The organism is Candidatus Kapaibacterium sp. (genome assembly GCA_023957315.1).
In the GTDB taxonomy this organism is placed as follows: domain Bacteria; phylum Bacteroidota; class Ignavibacteria; order Kapaibacteriales; family UBA2268; genus PGYU01.
The window spans coordinates 1-23,480 of sequence record JAMLHE010000010.1; the positions used below are offsets into that span (position 1 = coordinate 1).

The window sequence follows — 23,480 nt, forward strand, 5'->3', positions numbered from 1 at the left end:
CTGTAACTAAAGAGCAGAAGTTCAGTTTAATTAATACTGAGCAATTATGCAAATTGTTAGGAGTAAGCAGGATTATAATTTACAACTGGCGTAAAAAAGGCATCCTTCCCTACAAAAAAATCTCCAAAATGGTTTACTTCGACCCCGTGGAAGTTCAACAAGCTCTAAAGAGTTTCAACTTAGGTTCTCTTCACACTTGTATTTAGAGGAGTGAGCTAAGAAATGAAGAACGAAAATCAAGGATCCAAATTAGAAAGTGTTTTATCGAAATTTAAAATAACAAAAAGCCTGAATAATAATCATCAGGCTGTTTGTCCGGCTCATGATGATGGCACAGCGAGTTTGACAGTAACAGAAGAAGTATTCAGTATTCATCTGAGGTTTAGTAGTGATTAAGAATTTCAAAATATTTTTTTTAAAAAAAGTGTCCGACGAAACAAGGGGTAAAAATTGAAAATCGCCGCATGTCTATTAAATTCTAATGGGTTACTGAGGGGGAGAAGTGTTGGAGATGTAAAACCTTCTCCAACAAGCATGGCTAACTATTATAAAATATTGATACTTACAAAACAGGATTTAGGGGAGAAGTGTTGGAGTTCTAAAACCTTATCCAACACATTCCCAACGGTGAATTTTCGCCAAATTTTCGAGATGCGTACATCTCCAATACATTCCCCCTACATTTCCACTACATCTCCCCTACATTTCCCCCATTGTAATTCTTTAGAAAATAAAAGAGATACAGGGATTTGTTGGAAAAGTACGAGTTTGTAACACAAAAAAATTCGTATAAGAAGAACATATTAAGTCCAAAGCTCATCTTAGACTGATTGGTACAGCCTTTTCGATTTATCATACAAGAAACAACAAAATACGATTTGTCATAGTGAATACGACAAACCGTATTGATTTCAATATTGTCCAGCATGTCTGTACAGTTTCGGGATTCAATTTAAAAAAATATTCCCTGTTGGGCGGAATACCACCGCAGGCTTAGGTTTAGGTTTACGAGTACTTATTTTGGCATGAAATAATTTTTCGGGAATTCCATCTAACACCTTTCTCAAGTTGTCTTCTTTAGACAAATCAAGTCCTATTAGCGATGATAAAATCCTCACGAAAAAATGAGGCGCTTTACTACCTCTTTCCATTTCTTTGACTGCACTGTCTGACATGTACATCCCAGTTTTTTCCGAAATAGTTCGCTGAGAATATTTGTTAAAACGTCTAATTGCCCTAAATTCACTTCCTGTCATAATAACACCATTCATAAATGTATAAAATTTGAGGTTCCTATTGCCATTATCCTGAATTGTGGTTGCTGCACTCAATATTATACGACAAAAAATGAAATCTATTGCAGTTGTGATTTCAACTTCCAACCTCCACCCACACTTTTAGCCATAGTTAAAAATATCAGGCTATATCTAACTATGGCTCGATTTGTAAAAATGCGTTGTAGGGCATTTATGGCGGTCTGTAGTAAAATACCCTACTATAGCACTATTAATCCGGCATTTTGTATTTTTGCGTAACATTGTGATTGTTCTGTGATTGTTCTTTGATAGGAAAGTTATTGTTGGTGATAAAATAGTTCCAACTTCATTTGAAGTTTTCCTCGGAATCAAACTCAAAATACTTAGCTTTTGGGAAATTCTGTTGGAAATGTGTTGGAAACAAAAAACAAGCCCTCGTAACTTCTTATATTACAAGGGCTTAGCAAATCGTTTTGTGGAGATGGCGGGAGTCGAACCCGCGTCCGAAGAGTTTCAATCTGAGCCTCTACATGTTTATTCCGCTTTCTAATTTTCTTTCTTCGGGTGACCAACGGACGGGTCTCCGAAAACCTATCATTCTATTATTTCGCATGGGTACCGAATGAGAGCACACACACTATCCTGTTTGTTTGCGTCACCCTCGTAAGAACTAACAGGCAAGTCCTTAAAAGAATGTGGCTACGTTTTAATTAAGCAGCCAGAGCATAGTTATTGTCAGCATTTATAGCTGTGTCAGTTGAATTTACGTGCGCCACCGACTAAGCACGACATGCCACATCAAACGTCCATCACCCCGTCGAATCCGTTACATCCCCGGGTATTTTTAGTGACGAATTAAGTTCCGATTGTTGTATTGTACTCAATTATTGTTCAATTTTGACTCTTAGATACGATTTTTCTTGCTTATGACAATTTTTAGTGTTACTTTTGAATCAGATTATTATATCTGTTTTGAGAATGATATGAAAAGATTATATAGAATATCGAAGTTTTTACATAAATATTCCAGCTTGGCGCTGATTGTGTTCCTTATTTGGATGAGCATCTCAGGAATTTTGATGAATCATCCCGAGCTTATAAGCGGACTATCTATTCCTTATAAGTATTTGCCAGATAATTATAGTGCCCACAATTGGGCAAGAAGCACTTTGAACAATGTTCAATTCTCAAATGACGACCAAAAGCTCGCTTATATCGGTGGTTTTGAGGGAGTTTGGAAAACTACGGATGCCGGATTGAATTTTTCGAGCCTCAATGTAGAAGGTTTACCGGATTCGAGATATTACAGACGCGTCAAATCCATGATGCTCACAAACTTTGACGGGAATGAGTTGCTTTTGGCGGGTACATATGGCGGATTGTACTTTTACGAAAAGAGCATTAATAAATGGACAAATATCGAACTTGGCGGCAGCAATCCGAGAATTGCAAAAATACTTAGTTATAAGGATAGCATTGCGGTTTTTAGCGAATCGAATGCCTTCGTTAGCCATGCGTCATTGCCTTTGAATTTTCAGCAGAGCGATTTGATAAGGTTTGATGATGACAATAAACTGACAATGGTCGAATTCATGTTCAGCCTCCATACGGGCGAGCTTTGGGGATTACCGGGCAAGCTGCTGTTCGATGTTGCAGGCTTGATATTATTATTCCTCGCGATAAGTGGATTTTTCTTATGGATTACTCCCAAAAAGAGCGTATTTAAGCTCAAAATGCTTGAAAAATATCGTAAATCTCGATGGACGCTGTATAAATTTTTCACAAAGTATCATCTGAAACTTGGCATTTATTCAGCGCTAATTCTCTTCATTTTCGGTTTGACAGGCTTTTTTATGCGTCCTCCGATGATTGCGATGATTTTTGGGAGTGATATTGATAAATCTTGGATAATCGGGATGGATAAATCTAATCCCTGGAATCATAGAATTCGCAACGCAATGTACGATGAGAAGCGAGATAAATTCATTATTGACACGAAAGACGGCTATTGGGTTTCTGACAGAGGCTTACGGGGATTTTACACAAAGCAAGCACCTCCGGCGCCAATATTTGCGATGGGTGCTACTGTTTTTGAAACAGATTATGCCGGAAATCATTTGCTTGGTTCATTTGCAGGACTTTTCAAAGTTAATTACGAAGGTAAAATCGTTGATGTATCAACAGGAAAGCCGCCTTATAACGTAACTGCGCTCCGACCGGGTACTAATCTTGTTACCGGATATTTCAAAACTCCTGAAGGTGAAGAATATATTGCAACGCATTTTGCCGGATTGATTCCTGCTAACAAAAAGGCTGCTGAGAGCGATAAATTTCTAATGCCGGAGCATATTTTGAATACGGCTGAACTACCATTTTGGAATTTTTTGTTTGAATTGCATAATGGCAGAATTTTCCAAGCAATTCTGGGTCCATATCATATGCTGTTGATACCTTTAGCGTCGTTAGTCTTTATGATATTAATAATTACGGGAGTATTTGATTGGTTTTATCGCCGTTAAGTAAATAATTAATTTCTTTTGAAAATTACAAAATAGTCGTCTTGATATATCATGTGAAAATCATTGTGCAAAATATTCGATATTTGAGTATTCATATTAATTTTGTCGATAGTAGGCTCAATATATCCACTTACAATTGGGTGCGAATCATCAGTTTGAATGATTAAAAAGTCTGAATTATCAATTTCGATAATGTATTCCTTGAGCCACTTATCACTTACACCGGATAATGGAAATAATGGCAATGGGAATTTTGAAATATCTTTGTTGTCTAAATAATAATTCAATGTCTGACTTCCCAAACTCATAACCATGATTTTATCATTCTCATTATAATATTCAGAATTCTTAACATATTGGGCAATATTCTTCATTTCTTTATGAAGTACTGAATGAGTTTCCGGTTTATTATAATGTTCGAGATATTTATCTTTATTCAAGTAGTAATGCGGTATTGGAGTCAGTACAGTCATATAACGCGGAAGAGGCGAAAAAAAGATGACAAAAGGAATTATAATAAGTATTACTATGATTTTGGGGATAGTGATATTATTAAATTTATATTTTAATATTTTTATTAATTCATTTGTTCCGATAGAAAAAATGAATGATAAGGGGATGAATATTCTGGTGAAGTGATAAGGAGCAAATTTTTTCTCGATAAAAACAGTTAATAATAGGAATAGAGCTATTGATAATAAAAGAAAGATTATCTGTTTTTGATCTTTATAGTTATTACTTTTGCTGAATATGTTAAATAGACCTATAATGATAACTGATACAAACAGCATAGATAAATGATTCCCGAAAAAATAAGTTACTTTCTCGTGTGCAAACTTGAATAATGCAAAATTTACTTCAGGTAGCTGTGCGTATAAATAAGTAAAATTCTGAACTTCCCAAAATCCTGTCCTGACTTCAGAATCCAATAATAAAACAAAAGTCAGCCCGAATCCGATAACAACACCTAAAAGAATGATTAATTGCTCACGAATGAAAATTTTTGCTTGCTTTTTGGCAAATAAATCTGCAAGAAACATTGCAGGATAAATTGCAATAAACGTATATTTCAATCCTCCCGATAGTCCAATAAATAGACCTTGGAGGAAAAGATTAAGATTGCTTTGATTTTTAATTCGCAAATATATAATTGGTAATATGAAAAGTGGCAAAAATGATTCAGTTTGAAATGTGTTTGAATGGGTCAGTGCACCATATGAAAGAGCGTAAAAAAATGTGCCATAAAAAGCTAAATTAGCCGAATCAAATACTTTTCGCATTAAGTAATATAATGATACAATTATTCCGGATTGGATAAAAAATTCTGCCAAACGTATGTTAATATCGGAATTACCAAAAATCGAATAAATAACAGAAAATATCATAAATAGGAAGGGCGGCTTCAAGTCCACAAAATCTTTAAATATTTTGCCACCTTCGGCAATTACTTGACCACCGGTGACATAAATCCACAAATCACCCGAATATGGAAAATAAATAACAGGGATAATAATTATAATACAAATTACAATATGCCAAATTGATTTCATTTTCAAATTTGGCTCTCTCTTACTTTATCATATTCGATTTGCATAAGTTCAATTTCTTCGTCAGTTATTGATTTATTTCTTCTTGCCATTACAATTTTGGCAGTTTCGATTGCTTTGTCGAATTTGTAAACAGGCGATGTTGATTTGCCACCCCATGAATATGATTTGATATAATTTGGCAAAAACCATTCTTTTACCAGTATCCCACAAATACCTGCGGTAGTTCCTGTAGTGAACATGGAATTTATACCGCTTTTGGTATGGTCACCACACATAAGACCCACAAAAATTTTGCCGGTATTGATTGATTTATGTGGTAATTCCATTGTAATTTCGGAATATGTATTTTTCAAATCGGAAGTGTTCGTATCAGCACCCAGATTAACCCATTCGCAGATATAGGAATGACCGAGATATCCATCATGTTGTTTGTTCGAATAGCTTTGAATTATACTATTTTCGATTTCGCCACCTAATTTGCAATGTGGACCGAAAATATTATTACCGTATATTTTTGCACCGATTTTAATTATAGTATTATCGCCTATTGATGTCGGGCCGATAATTGTAGAATTGGGCATAATTCGCACTCCGTCACCAAGAATGATGGGACCATCGGTAGCATCGAGCAGAACATTGGGCGAAATGCTAATATTTTTGCCGACAAGTACATTATCAGGATTATGTGCATGAATCCCGTGGAATTGGGGCAAATACAATCTGTGGTAATTTTTGGTGACAATTTTTGCGTCTTTTGCAATATTCTCCGCTACCGTATCAAGCGTTTCCCAGAGATAATTGTATTGGATAATGCCCGGAAATTCAATTTCATCATATACTTTAAAAACATCGTCATCAAGATTTATATTTTGAGAATTTAACGAAGATTTAAAATCATAATTTTCCGGTATAAAACATCCAAATCTTTTGCCGTTAGAAGTCAAAATAATCGGTTTATCGCCAATTGAATTCAATTTTGATTCTAAAAGCTCGGGGAAATCATAATTGATATATGCATTTCCATCAATCAGCAGTGCATTTCCATCAATAATAGTATTTTTTAAGCCTTCGCGAGCAATAAAAGAGTCAATATGCAATGCTCTGCCTATAAATCCTAAGTTGACCTTTGGGAATAAATGTTGGACTCGGTCGCAATTTCTGAACACACCTGTCCGTAATTCCCAACTGCAATGCATAATTGAAAATGGATACAAATCACTTGTATTATTATTTTCGAACAATATGATGTTATTTATATCCATGCGGTGATTAATCCTCAGCCTTTTTGGTTCGATTTGTCTTATTGTTAGATTGCAAAGCCGCTTTAATAAAGCTGATAAAAAGCGGATGTCCCGTAACGGCGCGAGATTTCAGTTCGGGATGGAACTGAACTCCGACAAACCAAAGATGATTTTTCAATTCTACAATCTCTACTAAATGCCCATCCGGTGAATGACCGCTCATAATCATACCATTTGCAAGCAAATCGTCTTTAAAAGTATTGTTTAGCTCATATCTATGTCTGTGACGCTCGGAAATATCATAACTCTTATAGGCTTGGAATGCTTTGGTACCGGCTTCGATAGTGCAAGGATATGCACCCAGACGCATTGTTCCACCCTTATTCGTAATTTTTTTCTGCTCTTCCATCATATCGATTACATTATGCTCGGTTTTTCGAATTCACCGGAATTTGCATCAGGCATATCGCAAACATTGCGAGCAAATTCGATAACTGCACATTGCATACCAAGGCAAATACCGAAAAATGGGATATTGTTTTCACGAACGTATTTAATAGCAGTGATTTTCCCTTCGATTCCTCTGTGACCGAATCCGGGACCAACCAATATGCCGTTCACGTTACCTAAAAGTTCGTCAACCGTTGCTTCGGTTATGCTTTCGGCGTTTATCAATTCTACATTTACACGCGTGTTATTTATCGAGCCCGCATGAATGAATGCTTCGAGAATGCTTTTATATGAATCTCTATATTTGGTATATTTGCCCACTAATGCAATAGTCACTTCGTGTTTGGGGCTTTTGATACGATTGACGAATTTTGTCCAAGTATCGAATTCCAATTTGCTTTCCGGAAGATTTAGTTTTTTAAGGACAATTTCTTCCAAACCTCTTTTGGCAAACATAATCGGAACTTCGTAAATAGTAGTATCAACGTCAACAACTTCGACTACGGAATTTTCCTCTACGCTGCAAAAGAGAGCAATTTTTTGACGTACATCCTTAGAAAGCTTAGATTCGGAGCGGCATAACAAAATATCGGGTCTGATACCGAATTCCATAAGCGTTTTGACAGAGTGCTGCGTCGGTTTGGTCTTAACCTCTCCTGCAGACTTTATGTATGGCACATAGGTCAGATGCAAATTAATCGTTCTGCTCCAACCTAACTCAAGGTTGATTTGTCTTTGGGCTTCCAAAAATGGCAATGATTCAATATCGCCTACAGTTCCGCCAATTTCGATAAGCACAAAATCGTACTCTCCTTCGAAACTGAAAATGCGTTTTTTAATTTCATCGGTAATATGCGGAATCACTTGAACCGTTTTGCCGAGATATTGTCCTTTGCGCTCTTTCGTGATAACTTCGAAATAAACCTGACCTGTAGTATGGTTATTTTTCTTGTTCAATGAATAGCCCAAGAATCTTTCGTAGTGCCCCAAATCCAAGTCAGTTTCGGCTCCGTCGTCAGTAACGAATACTTCACCGTGTTGAAAAGGGTTCATTGTTCCCGGGTCAACATTTATGTAGGGGTCGAGCTTCATCATCGTTACGCTGAAACCGCGTTGTTGCAAAAGCAATCCAAGTGACGCTGATGCAATGCCTTTCCCCAAAGAAGAAAGCACTCCGCCTGTTATAAATACATACTTAGTCGTAAATTTTTCATTTTTTGACATTATTATATTTCATTTGTTACAAAAATCTCTTACAAATTAACAAAATTACAAAGGATTATAAGTAAAAAAAAAGTCAGTTTTGAAAAATTTCTTATATTTAAATTTGAAACTTTCTCTAAATTTAAACTTTATACAATGAAAAAGTTACTTATTATCATTTTGTCTCTTGTAGTAATATCGTGCTCCGAAAAAAAAGAACAGCCCGGAGAAACAGGAAAATTAGTCTTTTGGCACTTCTGGAGCGAACCAAACCACCGGAAAGTTCTGAAGGAAATCATAAACGGATTCGAGCAAGAATACGATTGCAAGGTCGAAACTGTCGAGCTTAGTTGGTCTGACGGCAAAACTAAATTGTTTGCGGCGTTCAATTCCTCTACTGCTCCCGATGTTTTGGAACTTGGCTCCGATTGGGTTGCACAATTTTCATCGGCGGGCGTTCTCGAAAAATTGACAGATGAGGAAGCAAATCTCAGTCAATATGTTGAATTTTCGACTGCACCATCATTGTGGAAAGACAGCATTTATGCCTTACCCTGGATAGTTGATACAAGGGTGCTGTATGTCAACAAGGCTTTGTTGCATCAAGCAGGTATTGAAGATACGAAAGTTACCAACACAAAGCAATTGCTTGAAAATGCCGAAAAAGTAAATGCTATAGAAGGAGTCTATGGTTACGGGGCAACCGGTTCGGGCTCGCACATGATTTACAAAAAAGTCGTATCATTATTTTGGACTTATGGCGGTACAATTTTGGATTCGTCAGGCAAACCAGTCATCAATTCTGCCCAAAATATCAAAGCTCTCGAATCATACGTTCGACTTTCTCAAAATGGCTTAATAGAAACACAGCGTCAATTGGATTCACGATTCGCCGAAGGTAAACTCGGATATTGGGTTTCCGGAGGTTGGCTCTTGGAAAAAATTAAGAACGAGAATCCTACGCTCAATTTTGAAGTTCAGTTGGTCCCGGGAGTAAATGACAGTCTCGGAATATCTTTTGCAGGTGGAGAATACCTTGCTATCAGCAAGTCAAGTCAAAATCGCGAACTGTCCTTGAAATTTATCAAATATATGACTTCGGGCGAAAATGCCATCAAATTCAGTAGTAAGATTATCGAAGCAGGATTTCCTGCAGATAAAAATTATTACAGAGACGATTTTTACCAAAGTCAGCCAAATAGATTGGTCTTCGCAAATCAGCTTAATCATGCTTTGATGACACCGGTTCACCCGAAATGGTTAGATATCGAAGCAATAATTGAGGAAGCTGCAGTCGAAGCTCTATATGGAAAGAAAACTGCCAAGGAATCTTTGGATGATGCACAAGCAAAGTTATTGTTAATTTTTAAATAATAATGCAATCTATACTTGCTTATTTAGTTAGATTTGTCTAATTTTGTAATTAGATTTTTCTAATGATTATTGTGTGTATCAAATGAAAGAATTGAATTTACTTCAAGCTGAATTAGGTAGAAATTTTGTAATAGAAAAGATAGATCTAGACAGGGAATCAAAATTACGGCTGCATACTATGGGTATTCATGCACGTAATATTTACGTCAAAACCGGTGGCAACTCCGCAAGCCCTGTATTAATAAGCAATGTGTCAAATATGTCAACCCCGATAGCTTTAGGGCAAAATTTGGCATCTAACATATATATTTCCTACATCCATGCCCCACACTAAAACTATAGCGATTGTCGGGCAACCAAACGCAGGGAAAAGCACTTTATTCAACGTACTTTCAGATTTGAAGACCTCTACTTCAAATTTTGCGGGTACTTCGGTTCAAATGTCCGAATCCTTGATTAATATCTATGGAGATTACTTCAAAATAGTTGATTTGCCCGGTACTTATTCGCTGAACTATTCCGATAACGCCGAAAAAGTGACTTATGATTACCTGCTTAATGAAAAGGTTGACCTAATCATAAATGTGATGGATGCATCGCTATTTGTTCGGAGCTTGGAAATGACCGTCGAGATAATGGAATTAGGCATTCCGATGGTGGTGGCTCTCAATATGATGGACGAAGCTAAGTTCAGCGGTTTGGAAATAAACCAAGAAATTTTGGCTGATGAACTCAAAATTCCAATCGTACCGATTTCGGCAATTTATGGCAAAGGGGTAAAAGCACTCACGACAAAATGCTATGAAGTACTCCGAAAAAGTGAAATAAATTTTTCGCGATTTCCATATACTCAGCATATGGAGAAACACGTACATCGAATCAGTGCGGAAATTCAAAATCGAAGCTCAAAATCGTATAGGGTTTCTGATGTGTTCTTGGCTATCAAAGCCATCGAAAATCCTGAACTATTGCCCTTAGAATTGCAATCATCTCTTAGTACAGCTTTGAAAGTAGTCGAAACTGAAATCAAACTCGAGCACAATGTTGATACTTACGAAGCTATCTCGTACGAACGACATCATTTATCAATGAAAATTGCCGAAAAAGCATCACGATTTACGCCTAAAGATAAACTGAACTTCATAGATAGACTTGATAGATTCATCATGAATCCGAAATATGGATTCTTGTCATTACCAATATTTTTCGGGCTGATGTTTGTAACGATATTTTACGTAGGGAATTTCCTAACAGAACTGATAGAACCTGCATTTGACTTCATAGGGAGCTTGTATTCGCCACTGAAAGAATGGAATATGTTCGCCTGGTTTACAGTAGATGGGATTGTTCAGGGGATTACGGGTGCAATCGGGATAGTATTGCCCTATTTCCTGCCGCTCGTGTTCCTCACTGCATTTTTCGAGGATACAGGCTATTTGGCTCGTTTAGCATTTTTAATCGACAACACAATCCACCGAATCGGCTTGCACGGCAAATCAGTAGCGGCATTTATTTTGGGAGTCGGTTGCACTGTACCTGCAATTTATGCGACACGCATACTCGAATCACGACGAGACAGGATTTTGACTGGGATATTAGTACCATTTGTGCCATGTTCGGCAAGGATTGCCGTAATATTTGCACTCACAGCCGCATTTGCAGGACCAGTTTGGGCAATTGTAATATTTTTGTATGTGATTTTAGTAATCGCAGTCAACGGCAAATTGATTTCATTATTCTTAAAGAAGCCGATTGGGCTGATTTTGGAAATTCCGGTACTTAGAATGCCGCAAATATCTATGACTTTTCGCAAGACTTGGTATAAAATCATCGAATTTCTCAAGGAAGCATTGCCGTTTTTGATACTTGGCAGCATATTTTTGGGATGGATAGAATATTTTGATATAGCTATGTATGTAGATTTGCTTTTCGCACCTATACTCGAGTATGTATTGAATTTACCTGAAGAATTGGGTTCTACATTAGTGTTTGGGTTCTTTCGCAAAGAGCTGATTTTGGTCATGGTCAACCAAGCATTAGGAGTAGAAAGTTTGGAACTTTTGCCGTTGACGACAGCTCAAGTTATGACATTCATTGCCTTTGTAACTTTCTATTTTCCGTGTTTCACAACTTTTGTAGTCATCTGGAAGGAGTTTGGAGCAAAGGTAGCAACAGGTTCGGCGGTTTTAAGTATTTTGGTTGCAATCGGTTCCGCACTTATTTTTAGATTTTTATTTTATGTAATTGAATATTTTATTTAGATATTTGTAAAAAATTTCTTACTTTAGGTAAGATTAAAAATTAGTTTCTTTTTATGTGTAAAATTATTGTGTTAAAATTATAAAAAAATGTTATGTTAAGTCAATCAGTTCAAGACTACTTGAAAACAATCTATAAGCTGCAGGAAAATACTTCTGCAGTTTCTACCACTCAAATAGCCAAAGAGTTGGATATATCCGGTGCTTCAGTTACCGGCATGTTGAAGCGTTTAGCTGCTATGAAATTAGTGGACTATAACTCATACAAGGGTGTACGTTTGACCGAAGACGGAACCAAAGTTGCTCTTGAAATTTTACGTCACCACAGACTTTTAGAGCTTTACCTTAAAGAATCACTCGGCTTTTCATTAGCAAAAGTTCATGATGAAGCTTGTCGTTTGGAGCATTACGTTTCCGATGAATTCGTTGAGCGTATTGATGATTTGTTAGGTCGCCCCGAATACAGCCCATTAGGCAATCCTATTCCGACTAAGGAAGGCAGGATTCCCGAAAGCAGCTATTTGCCGGTGACAGATGCTGAACTCAACAAGCAATACATAATCAAGCGAATTGCCGATGACAATCATGAAATGGTTGCCTATTTTGAGGAAGTCGGATTGATTCCGGGCGTTGATATTATGGTGCTATCCAAAGCTCATTTCAACGGTCCTCTCACGATTAAGTACAGCGGTAAAGAATACATCGTTGGCAACGAAGTGGGTAGAAACATCTACGTTGACGCCATATAAGATTGGGTTTCACATATAAAAAAACGCTGTCTCGAACAATCAAGACAGCGTTTTTTTTATTTATACAAGATTTATTCTGCTTTGACATTAGTTCTTAGCAAAATTTCTTCTCTGCCTTTAATCGGCACATTATATGTGCCTAATGGGGTAACCAACTTAACTAACAAAGGTTCGGCGCGATACTTAATCAAACCAATATTATCGGCATAATAATATCTGATGTTAATCTTTTCGTCAATATCAACATCAACCGGCCAGCCAAATGATGTTATTGTGAATACGCCTGAAATATGGTTTTCGACTATAAATTCTTGAGCATTATAAGATTGTCCCATAATTCCTGAAAGTTTTACTATTCCGCCTTTTCTACCAACGATTTTTAATGTACCAGTCAACTTGCCAGCAACACCCTCCATTTCAATCTCAAATTCATTTAATGCAAGCTCAAAAATATCCCAAGAGGATTGATTTTCATCAGCAATCTTCACCCATTGGTCATCAATTTCGCTATAAGGCAAAGGGAAATCATCCGGGTCTGGCAAAATCACATCCAACAAAGTATATAACTCAGTCTCAGTTTTATATTTATAAGTGTTTCCAACGTGGTCATCACCTTCATAGTTTTTGAATTCAAAGCATTCTTTACCAAGTTTGGTTGTTGTCTTTGAAATAGCTACCGAATCAGTTGTAGTCGCTGTTACTTTTCCTTCGCCATCAAGTTCTTTGGATTCATAAACCCAGTAAGAACCGGTAGTCATTGGGTAATATTCAGCATCGGTATTGGTATTTGGAGCTTTATCCTCCGAACAAGAAAAAAGTGCAAACAACGCAAAAGTTGTTAAGATGATAGTCAAAAATTTAGTCATAAGTATCTCCACCTATTATGTTTTAAAATATAATGGTAAAACGGAACTCAAGAAAAAATGTTTCAAAGGATTTACATATAAATTGCAATGCTTGAAAATTTATTAGTTACCTATTGATTGCTCATTTCGTCTATACTATAAACAAACAAGAATTTGATTTTTTGAACGTTTATTAACAAGTTAAGTAATAATATTAAATATAGGTAGGAGTAATAATGAAAAGGACTTTAGTAGTCTCAGTCCTGATGGTCGGAATCGGCATCTTCATGGGTGTCTTGCTTGTGTCCAACCTTAGTTTGGGCTCTTTAAACTCGCTTTTTGCAGACGAGAATACAAAATTAGGAGCGGATAATCCACCAATCAAAGCGGACGAATCTGCTATGATTTTAAACAGAACTTTCGTTGCAGTAAGCGAAGCTGTACTGCCAACTGTAGTATATATTAGTGTTGATGCAGAAATTACTCGTGGTGGTGGCAGTTTGTTCGAACGATTTTTTGGACAACAACCCGATGGTCATCCCGATATTCGACCCGAACAACGTCGCCAACGTGGAAGCGGCTCGGGGGTTATCATATCGTCGAACGGTTACATCGTAACAAATAATCACGTTGTAGAAAATGCTACAAAAGGTGGAATAAAAGTAATGACTTACGATAAGAAAGAATATACTGCCAAAGTGGTTGGAACAGACCCATTGACAGACTTGGCTTTACTTAAAATTGAAGTTGAAGGACTAAGCTCGGTTCACTTCGGAAATATCGATAATCTAAAAGTCGGTGAGTTGGTACTTGCAGTCGGCAACCCAATCGGGCTGAATCATACCGTTACAAGCGGCATTGTTAGTGCTACCGGTAGAGGCGCCCGTGGTAGGTCAGAACCAAACAGCATCGAACATTACATTCAAACTGATGCAGCAATTAATCCCGGCAATAGTGGCGGCGGGCTTTTCGACATAAACGGCTCGCTGATTGGAATCAATACAGCCATCGCAACAGAAACCGGTGCTTTCATGGGTTACGGGTTTGCAATTCCGGTTGATTTGGTGAAAGCTGTTGTAGATGATTTGATTGATGACGGAAAAATTAATCGCGGCTATATCGGGGTCTTTATCACAAATGTTGATGAATTGGTTGCCAAAGGATTTGGAATGCCAAAAGTTCAAGGGGTTTTGGTAGAAAATTTAGTCGAAGATGGCGCTGCCAGATCTGCAGGAGTTGAAAAAGGTGACGTAATACTCGAAATCGAAGGCAGAGAAGTCAATTCGCCCTCAGAATTACAAAGCCGTATTGTATTCCACAAAGCAGGCGACAAAGTAATGCTTACAATATGGAGAAACGCCGAAATTATAAAAATCCCCGTCAAACTTAAAGCAAGAGATGAAGATGAAGTAATTGCGGGCAGAACAAATATCCCCGATGAAAAAGAAGAAAAGGAAAATGACGTCGTAAAATTCGATAATCTCGGATTCACTGTAGAATCATTGACAAAAGATATAAAAGACGAATACGATGTCAAAAGCGGAGTATTGGTAAGCGATGTTGCAAGATATGGTGCAGCAGCCGAACGCGGTTTGATGCCAAAAGGAGTAATTACAAATATTGACCGCAAACCTGTAAATTCACCTAAAGAATTGAAAAAGATTTTAGACAGTAAAAAGAAGGGCGACGTAATAATTTTGAACGTTAAGTATCCCAACCGCAGCCAAATCGTAGCTCTCGAAGTCGGACCATCCTAAGAAATTTGCTTGGGCTTAGTAATATGAACCTTCCGAAGGTTTGGAACCTTCGGAAGGTTAAATGTTTTTTTTCTATTGATATTTAACCACTTCGTGGTAAAAGACCAAAAACCACCCTTCGACAGGCTCAGGGAGCGGATTTCGAAATTTACACCATTTTACGCATAACGAACCAGCCACCGAAGCTTGCGAAAAGCAGTCCGAGAGCGATTAAGCCCCATTCGCCGAGAGTTGGTATGGTTGTGAAGATGCGCTGCTGACCGTAGAATGTGCCTTCGCTGTTCACCATGTAAGCACGAACGTAATATTTTGTGCCTAATTGCATACCGGTCAAATTTGATGCAAATATCGTAGAATTGCCTGATGTTGGTCCGGCTCCTTGTTCCGTTATACCGTCGTTGTCTAAAGTTGTTGGCATTGCTGAAGTTGACCAAACGACGCCTTTTTGGGTAACATCGTTGCCATCATCAATTAATTTGATGGAGCCGCCGCTTATTGCCGAATTATTTGTGATATTATAAACCGGTTGGGTTAAAATTATTGATTCGAGATACTGGGCATTTAGAAAACCTTCCTTATTTTTGTAGGAAGAATTTGAGCTTGTGCTCGCCGCAGGTTGACCAATAGTTCCGAAATTCTTGTACTGAGTATTATCCGATTGCCCACCACCGGCAGGAAACACATCTGTCTGGTTGGTTTGAGCAGAAAGCATCATCGGCAGCAGCATCAAAATCAAAATATACTTTATTATTTTCATATGTATAGCCTAATCAATTTCTTCATAATTACTTACATTACACCAAAATGTTTACAATTAAATTTTGTCAATCAAATAATTCACAAGATTTAAAATTCTATAAATTCCATCATAATTAATCTTACTTTCGGTATCACTTAATTTGTGATAATCATCATGAATACCGGTAGTTAAGTTCAAAACATCTACACCATCTATAGCAAAGTATTTTAAATCCGACTTCATGATATTTTCATCATCAAACCTAAATGATATAAATTTATCATCATATTCATTCAATATTTCAGAGAATTTTAAATTCTTTATCGCACCACTAACTCTTAAAGTCGGGTTTGTAAGATTTAATCTTCCTATCATATCAATATTTATAACAGCAGCAACTTTCAATGAACGATAAAATCCACTTCGAGTAAAAAATTCCGAGCCTAATAAACCAGCTTCGTGTCCAGACCAAGCAGCAATAATATAATTGTATTTTAATTTCTTATTCTTGCTTATTTGCTTTGATAACTCAAGAATCAATGAAACTCCAGACGCATTATCATCAGCCCCAGGATGAATTCCTTTACGAACAATCTCGCGGGATTTATTAGAACCATTGCCGAGGTGATCGTAATGTGCACTAATAATTATGGTGCTATCAGCTTGCCTATCAAAAATTCCAAGAATATTCGTGGCTTTGCTCTTCTCGAATGGAAATTTTTGAATATAAATTTCGCAATTGGATTTCAAAAGTTCACTGATAATATAATCTGCTGCAATTTGCTCTCCTTCAGTTGCTGGGTACCTACCATTTAATGAATCTGCTGTTAGGAATAGAATATGCTTTCTAAATTCTTGCGAATGAAGACTGACAAATGATAATAAGAAAAATATGATAAAAATTTTCATAAATTTGAAATTTATTATTTAGTTTGCTCTTGCATTGGTTCAACTTTAGGAGCTGCAGGAATAGTAGGAGCTGTATCGAAACGAACTTTATTACCATCCCACCATATAGAACCACCTGATTGTTCTTTATTGTTTTCGTCAAATAACACATTGTTCATATTTGAGTCAAAGTTAATATTCGTGATTTCAGCTGGTACTTCTGCAATTTGATTAGCATCAATTCTCTTTCCGACAGCAATCCAGCTAAATCTTACATTTGAAATTCCTTCAGCTATACTCGAAGGAGCTAATGCTACCCAAAAACCATTCTGGTCAATACTTGCAATATACAAACTTGCAGGGGCTCCGATTGGAGTTACAGTTGCAACAGGTACATCGCCAAGAATTGATGAAAATGTAGTTGGGAAAGCAACGTAAACAGGCTGCTGTTCGATTTGTGAAACCCCATAAGTATGGATTGAAAGCTCAGTGGAAGTCATTGAGTAAGCGGGTACTCTTGTTTGACCTGTATTTGGCTTTACTAAATCTGCAGAGTAGCCACTTGTATATTCGTTACCGACATTATAAGATGCAAACAACTCACCACTATTTACATTACCCATAATCATACCACGTGACCAAGAGCCGATTATGCCACCGAAGAAACCTGCTCCAATTCCCATAACTTCATTGTTCGAAAGAAATCCAGTTCCACTTGCATAAGCAGAAGTTCCATAAACTCCATAATTAATACTTCCACTACTCCTATACCCTAATGAGCCCCAATAAGTACCTGAAACATCTGCCCCTAAAACGCCACCACACCGACTATAATCATTATAATTCCAACCACCGACACCAAAAGTATAAAGGTCGCCCCAAAAACTATGACCAGCTGAACCAGTGTTACTAGCATCTTGTGAATAACCAGTACCATCATTTTTAGAATCACGATTTCTATAACCCATTAGCGTATGTTGCCCGTCACCATTAGCAGTTAATTGCTGTCTATAAACATATAATTGGTATCCTGAAGCAATAGAAGTATTTATACTCGCACTTGTTCCATTATCCTGAAAAAGAGAATTCCCAATAACAGAGCCACCAGTAGTCCATTTTGTCATGTAATTAGTTGTACCTGATCCAGTGATTCCTGAAGGTGTTTCCCAACTCAAATCACCCGTTCCGTCAGTTACTAATACTTGGCCATCAGTCCCATCTTCGGAAGGGAATGCATATGTATTAGTTGTCCCAACTGTAAGTGCAGTAAAGGCACCGCTATTTGGAGTAGCAGAGCCAATTGCCATTGGCGTCGCCCATGCACTTGCTGTTAAATTATTTGATAATATCGAAAATGGTACACTGGTAATACTTGTCCTTGGGAGAGTAGTAGACTTTACTCCGACTTCCAGATATGGCGTAATACCATTAAAAATGCTTGGTTCAATCACCTCGTCATTTCCAGATGCGGTACCAAGAATTACTGAATATAATCCATTTACTATGTCAATGGATTTCGTCGCAGCTGCATTACTTGGAGGCCATATTTTGTTGCCACCTGTTTCAGCATCATATATAGCAAAAGTAAATGCTACAGCCGATTCGTTGACCGGCTTATCACTATTATCAAGCAGCTTACCTTGGTATGTTATAGTGGTTGGCTGCGAAAATGCAAATGAATTGCATAATAGAAACAAAACGATGAAGGAGAATTTTTTCATAAAGTATCTCTTATTAATTAATAAAAAAATTAGAAACCTAAACATTACTTATCAAAAATACAAAATATTTTTAGAATTGCCTAAAATATTTTTTTGTCCCTGTTTTTGTTGCAAAGACAGGAAAAAATTAACCTTCCGAAGCTTTGAAACTTTCGGAAGGTTTTATTTTTGGAACTTTGTGGTCATAGTGACAAAGACTGTAAAAGCGTTTTGACCCATAAAAAAACAATCCCATGAATAAATTCATGGGCTATGTTTTCATTTTTACCTTATCAAATTCATTTTACCGGATTGAATTATTTTGCCAATCTTGAGAGTGTAAATATATATTCCTGACGGCACTGCTATGTCGTTCGCATTCAATCCGTTCCAAATCAAAGAATATGAATTTGCAGGAACAATTTGGTCGAATAAAGTGATAACCCTATTACCCTGAATATCGTAAATGCTTAAATTAGCTTTTTGACCATCCAAATTCCATGGGATTACAAAATTGATGACAGTTTTATGATTGAACGGATTTGGATGATTTTTCATCCTTATGTTATTTGTTGCCAATGGCAAATCTTCGGTGCTATTGCTAATATATGTGAATAATGACATTATATCGCCATCGGGCTTGGCACCATCTTTATCGGCTAGATATAAATTTGTAGAAGCAGGGCGATATGCAGGGGCGCCGTCCATCTCTCGCCATTCTTCATTTGTAAGTCGTTTAAAATCATTGGAAAGAAATTCGTAATAGCTCGAAACAGGACCAATATATGAGCGCATTCCACCTTCGGGAGTGGGTGCAGTTATCACAGCCATATTAATTTTGCCTGTACCGGCGTGCAATACCCAACCCACTTCATTGCCAAATTCATCTGTGGGAATTGTGTGTACGTCTGCAACGACAGGTTTGTCGGATTCAAAACCATCACCTTTTAAATAATTATCATTGAATTCATTTGCAGTGAGATACGCATATAGCCCAATATACCACCCGAGATTAGTGCCTCCGCAACTCCTATCTTCCTTAATAGTTGAACATAAAAAATCAACATCACTTTCAGAATATTTTTCTCCGGCAAGTATCTTTTCGGAAATTGCTTTAAGGTTATTGCAGGCATTTTCCCACTTGTGATATATATATGGAATACCATTTGGAAGAAATTCGTGAATATTTTTTATTACATTTTTTAATTCTTCGTATAATTCAGGGACGGGTTCTACATATCCATGAGGATATGAACAAATATTACCACTTGTATAAGGTTGCTTACCATATAATAGAAAGTCATGCCGCAGTTCAGCCCAAGAAGCAAGTTGTGTGTTCATTGTCTTTTGCCACCAAGCAGCAGTTTGCATAAATGGAGGCAAATTGTCCCGCTTCACTGGCGGATTCAATGAACGTATTGTATTTATCCATCTGCCATATACATTTTCATTCCAAAAACTACCATCATAAGAATCAATAAGATAACGAAGTGCGGCTAAATTTGATGAATAAGGATACTTTTTTAATTCCTCGAGCATTAATTGAATTGCGGCATCATTTCCAAGTGAAAAAAGAATATCTAATGTCTGAGGTACCATTCTTTCGACTTTTTTTCCTTTATAAAGAATCTTGTCATATGTAACATTCGCAGTTATAAACCCGTCAATAATCGGTCGTTGCCCCATTAGCAAAAATGCCGCAGGTGGAACTACTTGGTTCAGGTCGAAAGGGTCAGAAAATAGTATCTGAGAACTATATAGCTGATTTGCAGAATTTAATTCAAGAATTTTATTTCGGAAAAGTTCTAATTTATTAGTATCTGCAAGTTCAAGAGCTGTAATTTGGAGTTCATCCATAGCATTTATGATTTCCCATAAGTTAATGTTATCCTGTTTGCCGATGAGGATAACCAACATACTGTCTATCCACGCAAAATCCTTATCAGCTCCTGATTTATGAACTGTTTCTGCTATCACAGCTGTCAAAAGCGTCATTTGGTCAATGTCTTCTTTTGTGAATATATTTACCGGGTCATTTTTAGGAGCCGAGATTAAAATTTCCGTTCTACCCAGCCACATCATTGCTTGAAAATATCTTTCTAAGTACCAGCTTCTTGTGTAATGCCCACGAATTTGAAACTGACTGAAATCCAATTTGCGAGGACTGTTGCAGAAAAGAGCATAATCTAAAGGCGATAAATCTTTAACCATTTGCTTTATTTCTTCAACTTTAGCTTGATTATCGGGAAAATTACATTCAAAATCATGGTAAAGCAACATTTGAGTTACCGAGAAATATAAATCCATATCAAACAGAGCTTTATGGTAATTGTCCGGTATCTCATTTGTGTCAATGCTTTTCATATATTCTTTTACAGAATTGATGCCTATTCCAAGTCTTGTTGCTATCTCATACTCTTCAATATAAGGTAATAAACTACTATAAGTAAAATGTAGTGCATGAAGCATAGCATCGGCGGAAATATAAATAGGCATATCCTTGATGAAAACATCCCAAAATGCATGGATAAATGTCGGGAAATTCAATCTTTCCGTGACCATAAAGCCATGCTTTGAAATCAGAGCTTTCTCATAATCAGTCAATGTGAAAATGGAATCAATTTCTTTCGAATAATCGGCATTCATGAAATCAGTGTTTGCCTCTTTAAGAAAAGCTCCGGCAGGATACATCTCAAGCAAATCATCAACGCTCATATCCTTGTTCTCTTCGAGGAATTTGATATATTCCTCAACTTTAAAATTCGCATACGTCGAAGCCGAAACAAACAACAAAGCTAAAATAATAGTCAAAAACTTTTTCATAGTCTATCCTTCAATTTATCAAATTGGTACCTTCATATATTATATGACACATAAAAATACAATTTGTTCCCGGAAATTATTTTTTTTTGGTTTGTGTTGATATAAACTTGTCTGAATTATGATTTATATGATTATTATGATTAATCCCTTTTTTGTCCGGTCAGTTGTTACCAAGACTGCAAAAATCGTTTTGACTCCGAAGGAGTCACATGTTTATAGCAAAAAGTTAATAATATACATTCTACCTCTTCTACATTTTGAAAAATAAAGTGAATAAGACACAATAATATTCAAATCTTTGCGTAGCTTAAAATAGAATACTAATTTGACGAAAGGACTTGTTGAGCATATTAAAACATATTGTAGCATTACTTCTCTTGGTGAGCCTACCAATATCAGCCACTGGGTTAAGTATTAATGTTCAAAAGTGCAATCATAAAGGAACTTTCCATTTAGCTTTTTTTGCTCCTCCTAAAGTACTACAACATAACAATTGCTGCTGCTCCGGAAGTGAAATGTCCCAAAAATCTCAGATAGAATCTTGTGGGTGCAGTGATGGAGTAGAATTAGGTTTGTATTCTTGTTGTGATAAGAATATGAATCAAGATGCTGCTATCTTGGTTTCAAAATTTCAATCAACTAATAATGCAGAATGTTCTCCGGTACAGGCAAAATGTTGCTCCACATCTGAAATATCAATTGCTCAAACCGGCAAAGTTCTTGTAACTGAAAAAGTGAAAATGAACTTTGAAGGATATGCAAATTCTTCTTGTCTAATCTCCAAAATGCAGTATGATTTCATAAATAACGATAAAAGTAAAATCAAAGCTATTCTATTCCCGCTCAAGGAACCCAATGATTTTATCATATCGTATATCCATACTACATCTCAATCTGATGATGAATCAGACATTCCCGCCTCTGATATTTGCTAAATTTTCTTAGCAAAATCCCCTTTTTAGAATATTAAAAAATTAAAATCTTAGAAATCTATTAGATTTGCCTTAAACAGCAAATTATATTTATAGTCATAGGAGACTGGAAATGAAACTGTATATAAACAAATGCAGGCAATTTCTTATTAGAAGTGCTGCAGTGCTACTTCTGGTATTCGCAATGGTGATAAGTTCATGCGAAAGAGATGAAATTGCAATCGTGGACCCGATATTGATTGATAATGATTGTGATACGTTGAATGTATCATACTCTATTACTGTCAAATCATTATTCGACGATTGCGTTTCGTGTCATAATAGTTCAACAACGTACGGTGGAATTAATCTTGAAGATTTCGACAATATTAAATCTAACAAAGTCAAAATTAATAATCGAATTATATCAAGAAGCCACTACTTTACCGGTTCAGATTGTGAAAGAATAAAAATTCAAGCTTGGATTAACCAAGGTTCTCAAAATAATTAAAAGGAGTTAAAAGTGAAAACAACACTTCAAATCAATTTAGCATTATTGCTAATATCAACTGCCTTGTTTTTAGGCTGCAGTAATATGATGGATAGCAATCCATCAAATCAGTTTGTCGAAAATTTCTTAACTATTTCCCCGACTGACAATTCTCAAGAAATTGGAATCAATGAGCCAATTATCCTCCAATTTGCTGCCCCGGTGGATGCGAACATAGTTGAAGAAAATTTTGTCATAATCAACCAAAATTCTATCTCGGATATTGAATATATTGATGGAAAAAAAATGGACCATTCGGATATGAATTCAATGATGTCCGATGGTTCTATGTTGGCACATCTAAAAGAAAACCACTGTATAAAAGGTTCTTTTGAGTGGAATTCCGAAAAAACAAAGTGCGAATTCATGCCTGATTCCGGTTTTGAAGCTGACACTGACTATATGGTGTTTATGGATAGCCAAGTAATGAATCATATGAAATCAATAATGTCTGAAAGGAGAATGATGTCAAGTGGAATGGGTTTAATGAATTGTGATTGTCATAAAAATGGACCGGGCAATTCAAATATCATAACACATTTCCGAACAAGAGGTAATTAAGACTTTTTGCAGGCAGAGAGGTAAAAGCTCTGCCTGCTTTTTATTTATTCTACAATTTAACAAGTATAATAAGTATTAATAAAATAACTCATAGATAATAGACTCT

18 protein-coding genes, 1 other RNA gene and 1 pseudogene are annotated in these 23,480 nt (G+C 36.5%); 10 read left to right on the forward strand and 10 right to left on the reverse strand.

Features of this window, described 5'->3' with window-relative positions; translation table 11 throughout:
• Together M9949_10770 and M9949_10775 are read left to right on the forward strand one after the other, a co-directional pair.
• A partial coding sequence (locus M9949_10770) for a helix-turn-helix domain-containing protein (protein MCO5251887.1) occupies positions 1 to 206 on the forward strand: 206 nt, incomplete at its 5' end.
• A 16-nt stretch (positions 207 to 222) separates the two neighbouring features.
• Complete coding sequence (locus M9949_10775) at positions 223 to 396, forward strand: hypothetical protein (protein MCO5251888.1); 174 nt, start codon at positions 223 to 225, stop codon at positions 394 to 396.
• A gap of 551 nt (positions 397 to 947) precedes the next feature.
• On the opposite strand, the gene M9949_10780 is transcribed toward M9949_10775, so the two are convergent.
• Together M9949_10780 and ssrA are read right to left on the reverse strand one after the other, a co-directional pair.
• The gene (locus tag M9949_10780) at positions 948 to 1,382 is read right to left on the reverse strand and encodes a hypothetical protein (protein ID MCO5251889.1); all 435 of its coding nucleotides are present in this window, start codon (positions 1,380 to 1,382) and stop codon (positions 948 to 950) included.
• A gap of 347 nt (positions 1,383 to 1,729) precedes the next feature.
• Positions 1,730 to 2,092, reverse strand: a transfer-messenger RNA (tmRNA) gene (ssrA, locus tag M9949_10785).
• A 147-nt stretch (positions 2,093 to 2,239) separates the two neighbouring features.
• Here ssrA and M9949_10790 point away from each other — a divergent pair.
• A complete protein-coding gene (locus M9949_10790; GenBank protein MCO5251890.1) occupies positions 2,240 to 3,775 on the forward strand; it encodes a PepSY domain-containing protein in 1,536 nt (511 codons plus the stop codon).
• Positions 3,776 to 3,783: 8 nt separating this feature from the next.
• On the opposite strand, the gene M9949_10795 is transcribed toward M9949_10790, so the two are convergent.
• From M9949_10795 to M9949_10805, 3 genes and pseudogenes are all read right to left on the reverse strand, one after another.
• Positions 3,784 to 5,325 carry a glycosyltransferase family 39 protein gene (locus tag M9949_10795; GenBank protein MCO5251891.1) on the reverse strand — a complete coding sequence of 514 codons (1,542 nt, stop codon included), beginning with the start codon at positions 5,323 to 5,325 and terminating at the stop codon, positions 3,784 to 3,786.
• A 2-nt stretch (positions 5,326 to 5,327) separates the two neighbouring features.
• Entirely contained in the window at positions 5,328 to 6,587 is a 1,260-nt protein-coding gene (locus M9949_10800) for a hypothetical protein (GenBank protein ID MCO5251892.1), read from the reverse strand.
• Between the two features lie 7 nt (positions 6,588 to 6,594).
• Positions 6,595 to 8,240 (reverse strand): annotated as a pseudogene (locus M9949_10805) (CTP synthase).
• A gap of 135 nt (positions 8,241 to 8,375) precedes the next feature.
• Here M9949_10805 and M9949_10810 point away from each other — a divergent pair.
• The 3 genes from M9949_10810 (at position 8,376) to M9949_10820 (ending at position 12,600) form a co-directional block, all read left to right on the forward strand.
• The gene (locus M9949_10810) at positions 8,376 to 9,593 is read left to right on the forward strand and encodes an extracellular solute-binding protein (GenBank protein MCO5251893.1); all 1,218 of its coding nucleotides are present in this window, start codon (positions 8,376 to 8,378) and stop codon (positions 9,591 to 9,593) included.
• A gap of 320 nt (positions 9,594 to 9,913) precedes the next feature.
• Positions 9,914 to 11,854, forward strand: coding sequence for a ferrous iron transport protein B (feoB, locus tag M9949_10815; protein ID MCO5251894.1), 1,941 nt, complete (start codon positions 9,914 to 9,916; stop codon positions 11,852 to 11,854).
• Positions 11,855 to 11,946: 92 nt separating this feature from the next.
• Positions 11,947 to 12,600, forward strand: coding sequence for a metal-dependent transcriptional regulator (locus tag M9949_10820; protein MCO5251895.1), 654 nt, complete (start codon positions 11,947 to 11,949; stop codon positions 12,598 to 12,600).
• A 71-nt stretch (positions 12,601 to 12,671) separates the two neighbouring features.
• Here M9949_10820 and M9949_10825 read toward each other — a convergent pair whose 3' ends face one another.
• Positions 12,672 to 13,466, reverse strand: a complete 795-nt coding sequence (locus tag M9949_10825; GenBank protein MCO5251896.1) for a hypothetical protein — start codon at positions 13,464 to 13,466, stop codon at positions 12,672 to 12,674.
• Between the two features lie 215 nt (positions 13,467 to 13,681).
• Between M9949_10825 and M9949_10830 the strand changes: the two genes are divergently transcribed.
• Positions 13,682 to 15,202 carry a Do family serine endopeptidase gene (locus tag M9949_10830; GenBank protein MCO5251897.1) on the forward strand — a complete coding sequence of 507 codons (1,521 nt, stop codon included), beginning with the start codon at positions 13,682 to 13,684 and terminating at the stop codon, positions 15,200 to 15,202.
• A 148-nt stretch (positions 15,203 to 15,350) separates the two neighbouring features.
• On the opposite strand, the gene M9949_10835 is transcribed toward M9949_10830, so the two are convergent.
• From M9949_10835 to M9949_10850, 4 genes are all read right to left on the reverse strand, one after another.
• Entirely contained in the window at positions 15,351 to 15,959 is a 609-nt protein-coding gene (locus tag M9949_10835; GenBank protein MCO5251898.1) for an IPTL-CTERM sorting domain-containing protein, read from the reverse strand.
• Positions 15,960 to 16,016: 57 nt separating this feature from the next.
• Positions 16,017 to 16,850 carry a M28 family peptidase gene (locus M9949_10840; protein MCO5251899.1) on the reverse strand — a complete coding sequence of 278 codons (834 nt, stop codon included), beginning with the start codon at positions 16,848 to 16,850 and terminating at the stop codon, positions 16,017 to 16,019.
• Between the two features lie 14 nt (positions 16,851 to 16,864).
• The gene (locus tag M9949_10845) at positions 16,865 to 18,550 is read right to left on the reverse strand and encodes a hypothetical protein (protein MCO5251900.1); all 1,686 of its coding nucleotides are present in this window, start codon (positions 18,548 to 18,550) and stop codon (positions 16,865 to 16,867) included.
• A 264-nt stretch (positions 18,551 to 18,814) separates the two neighbouring features.
• Positions 18,815 to 21,352: a DUF3160 domain-containing protein gene (locus M9949_10850; GenBank protein ID MCO5251901.1), complete on the reverse strand. Its 2,538-nt coding sequence runs from the start codon at positions 21,350 to 21,352 to the stop codon at positions 18,815 to 18,817.
• Between the two features lie 515 nt (positions 21,353 to 21,867).
• On the opposite strand from M9949_10850, the gene M9949_10855 reads away from it, so the two are divergent.
• The 3 genes from M9949_10855 (at position 21,868) to M9949_10865 (ending at position 23,374) form a co-directional block, all read left to right on the forward strand.
• A complete protein-coding gene (locus M9949_10855; GenBank protein MCO5251902.1) occupies positions 21,868 to 22,287 on the forward strand; it encodes a hypothetical protein in 420 nt (139 codons plus the stop codon).
• A 109-nt stretch (positions 22,288 to 22,396) separates the two neighbouring features.
• A complete protein-coding gene (locus M9949_10860) occupies positions 22,397 to 22,774 on the forward strand; it encodes a hypothetical protein (GenBank protein ID MCO5251903.1) in 378 nt (125 codons plus the stop codon).
• A 12-nt stretch (positions 22,775 to 22,786) separates the two neighbouring features.
• Positions 22,787 to 23,374: a hypothetical protein gene (locus M9949_10865; GenBank protein MCO5251904.1), complete on the forward strand. Its 588-nt coding sequence runs from the start codon at positions 22,787 to 22,789 to the stop codon at positions 23,372 to 23,374.
• Positions 23,375 to 23,480: the final 106 nt, after the last annotated feature.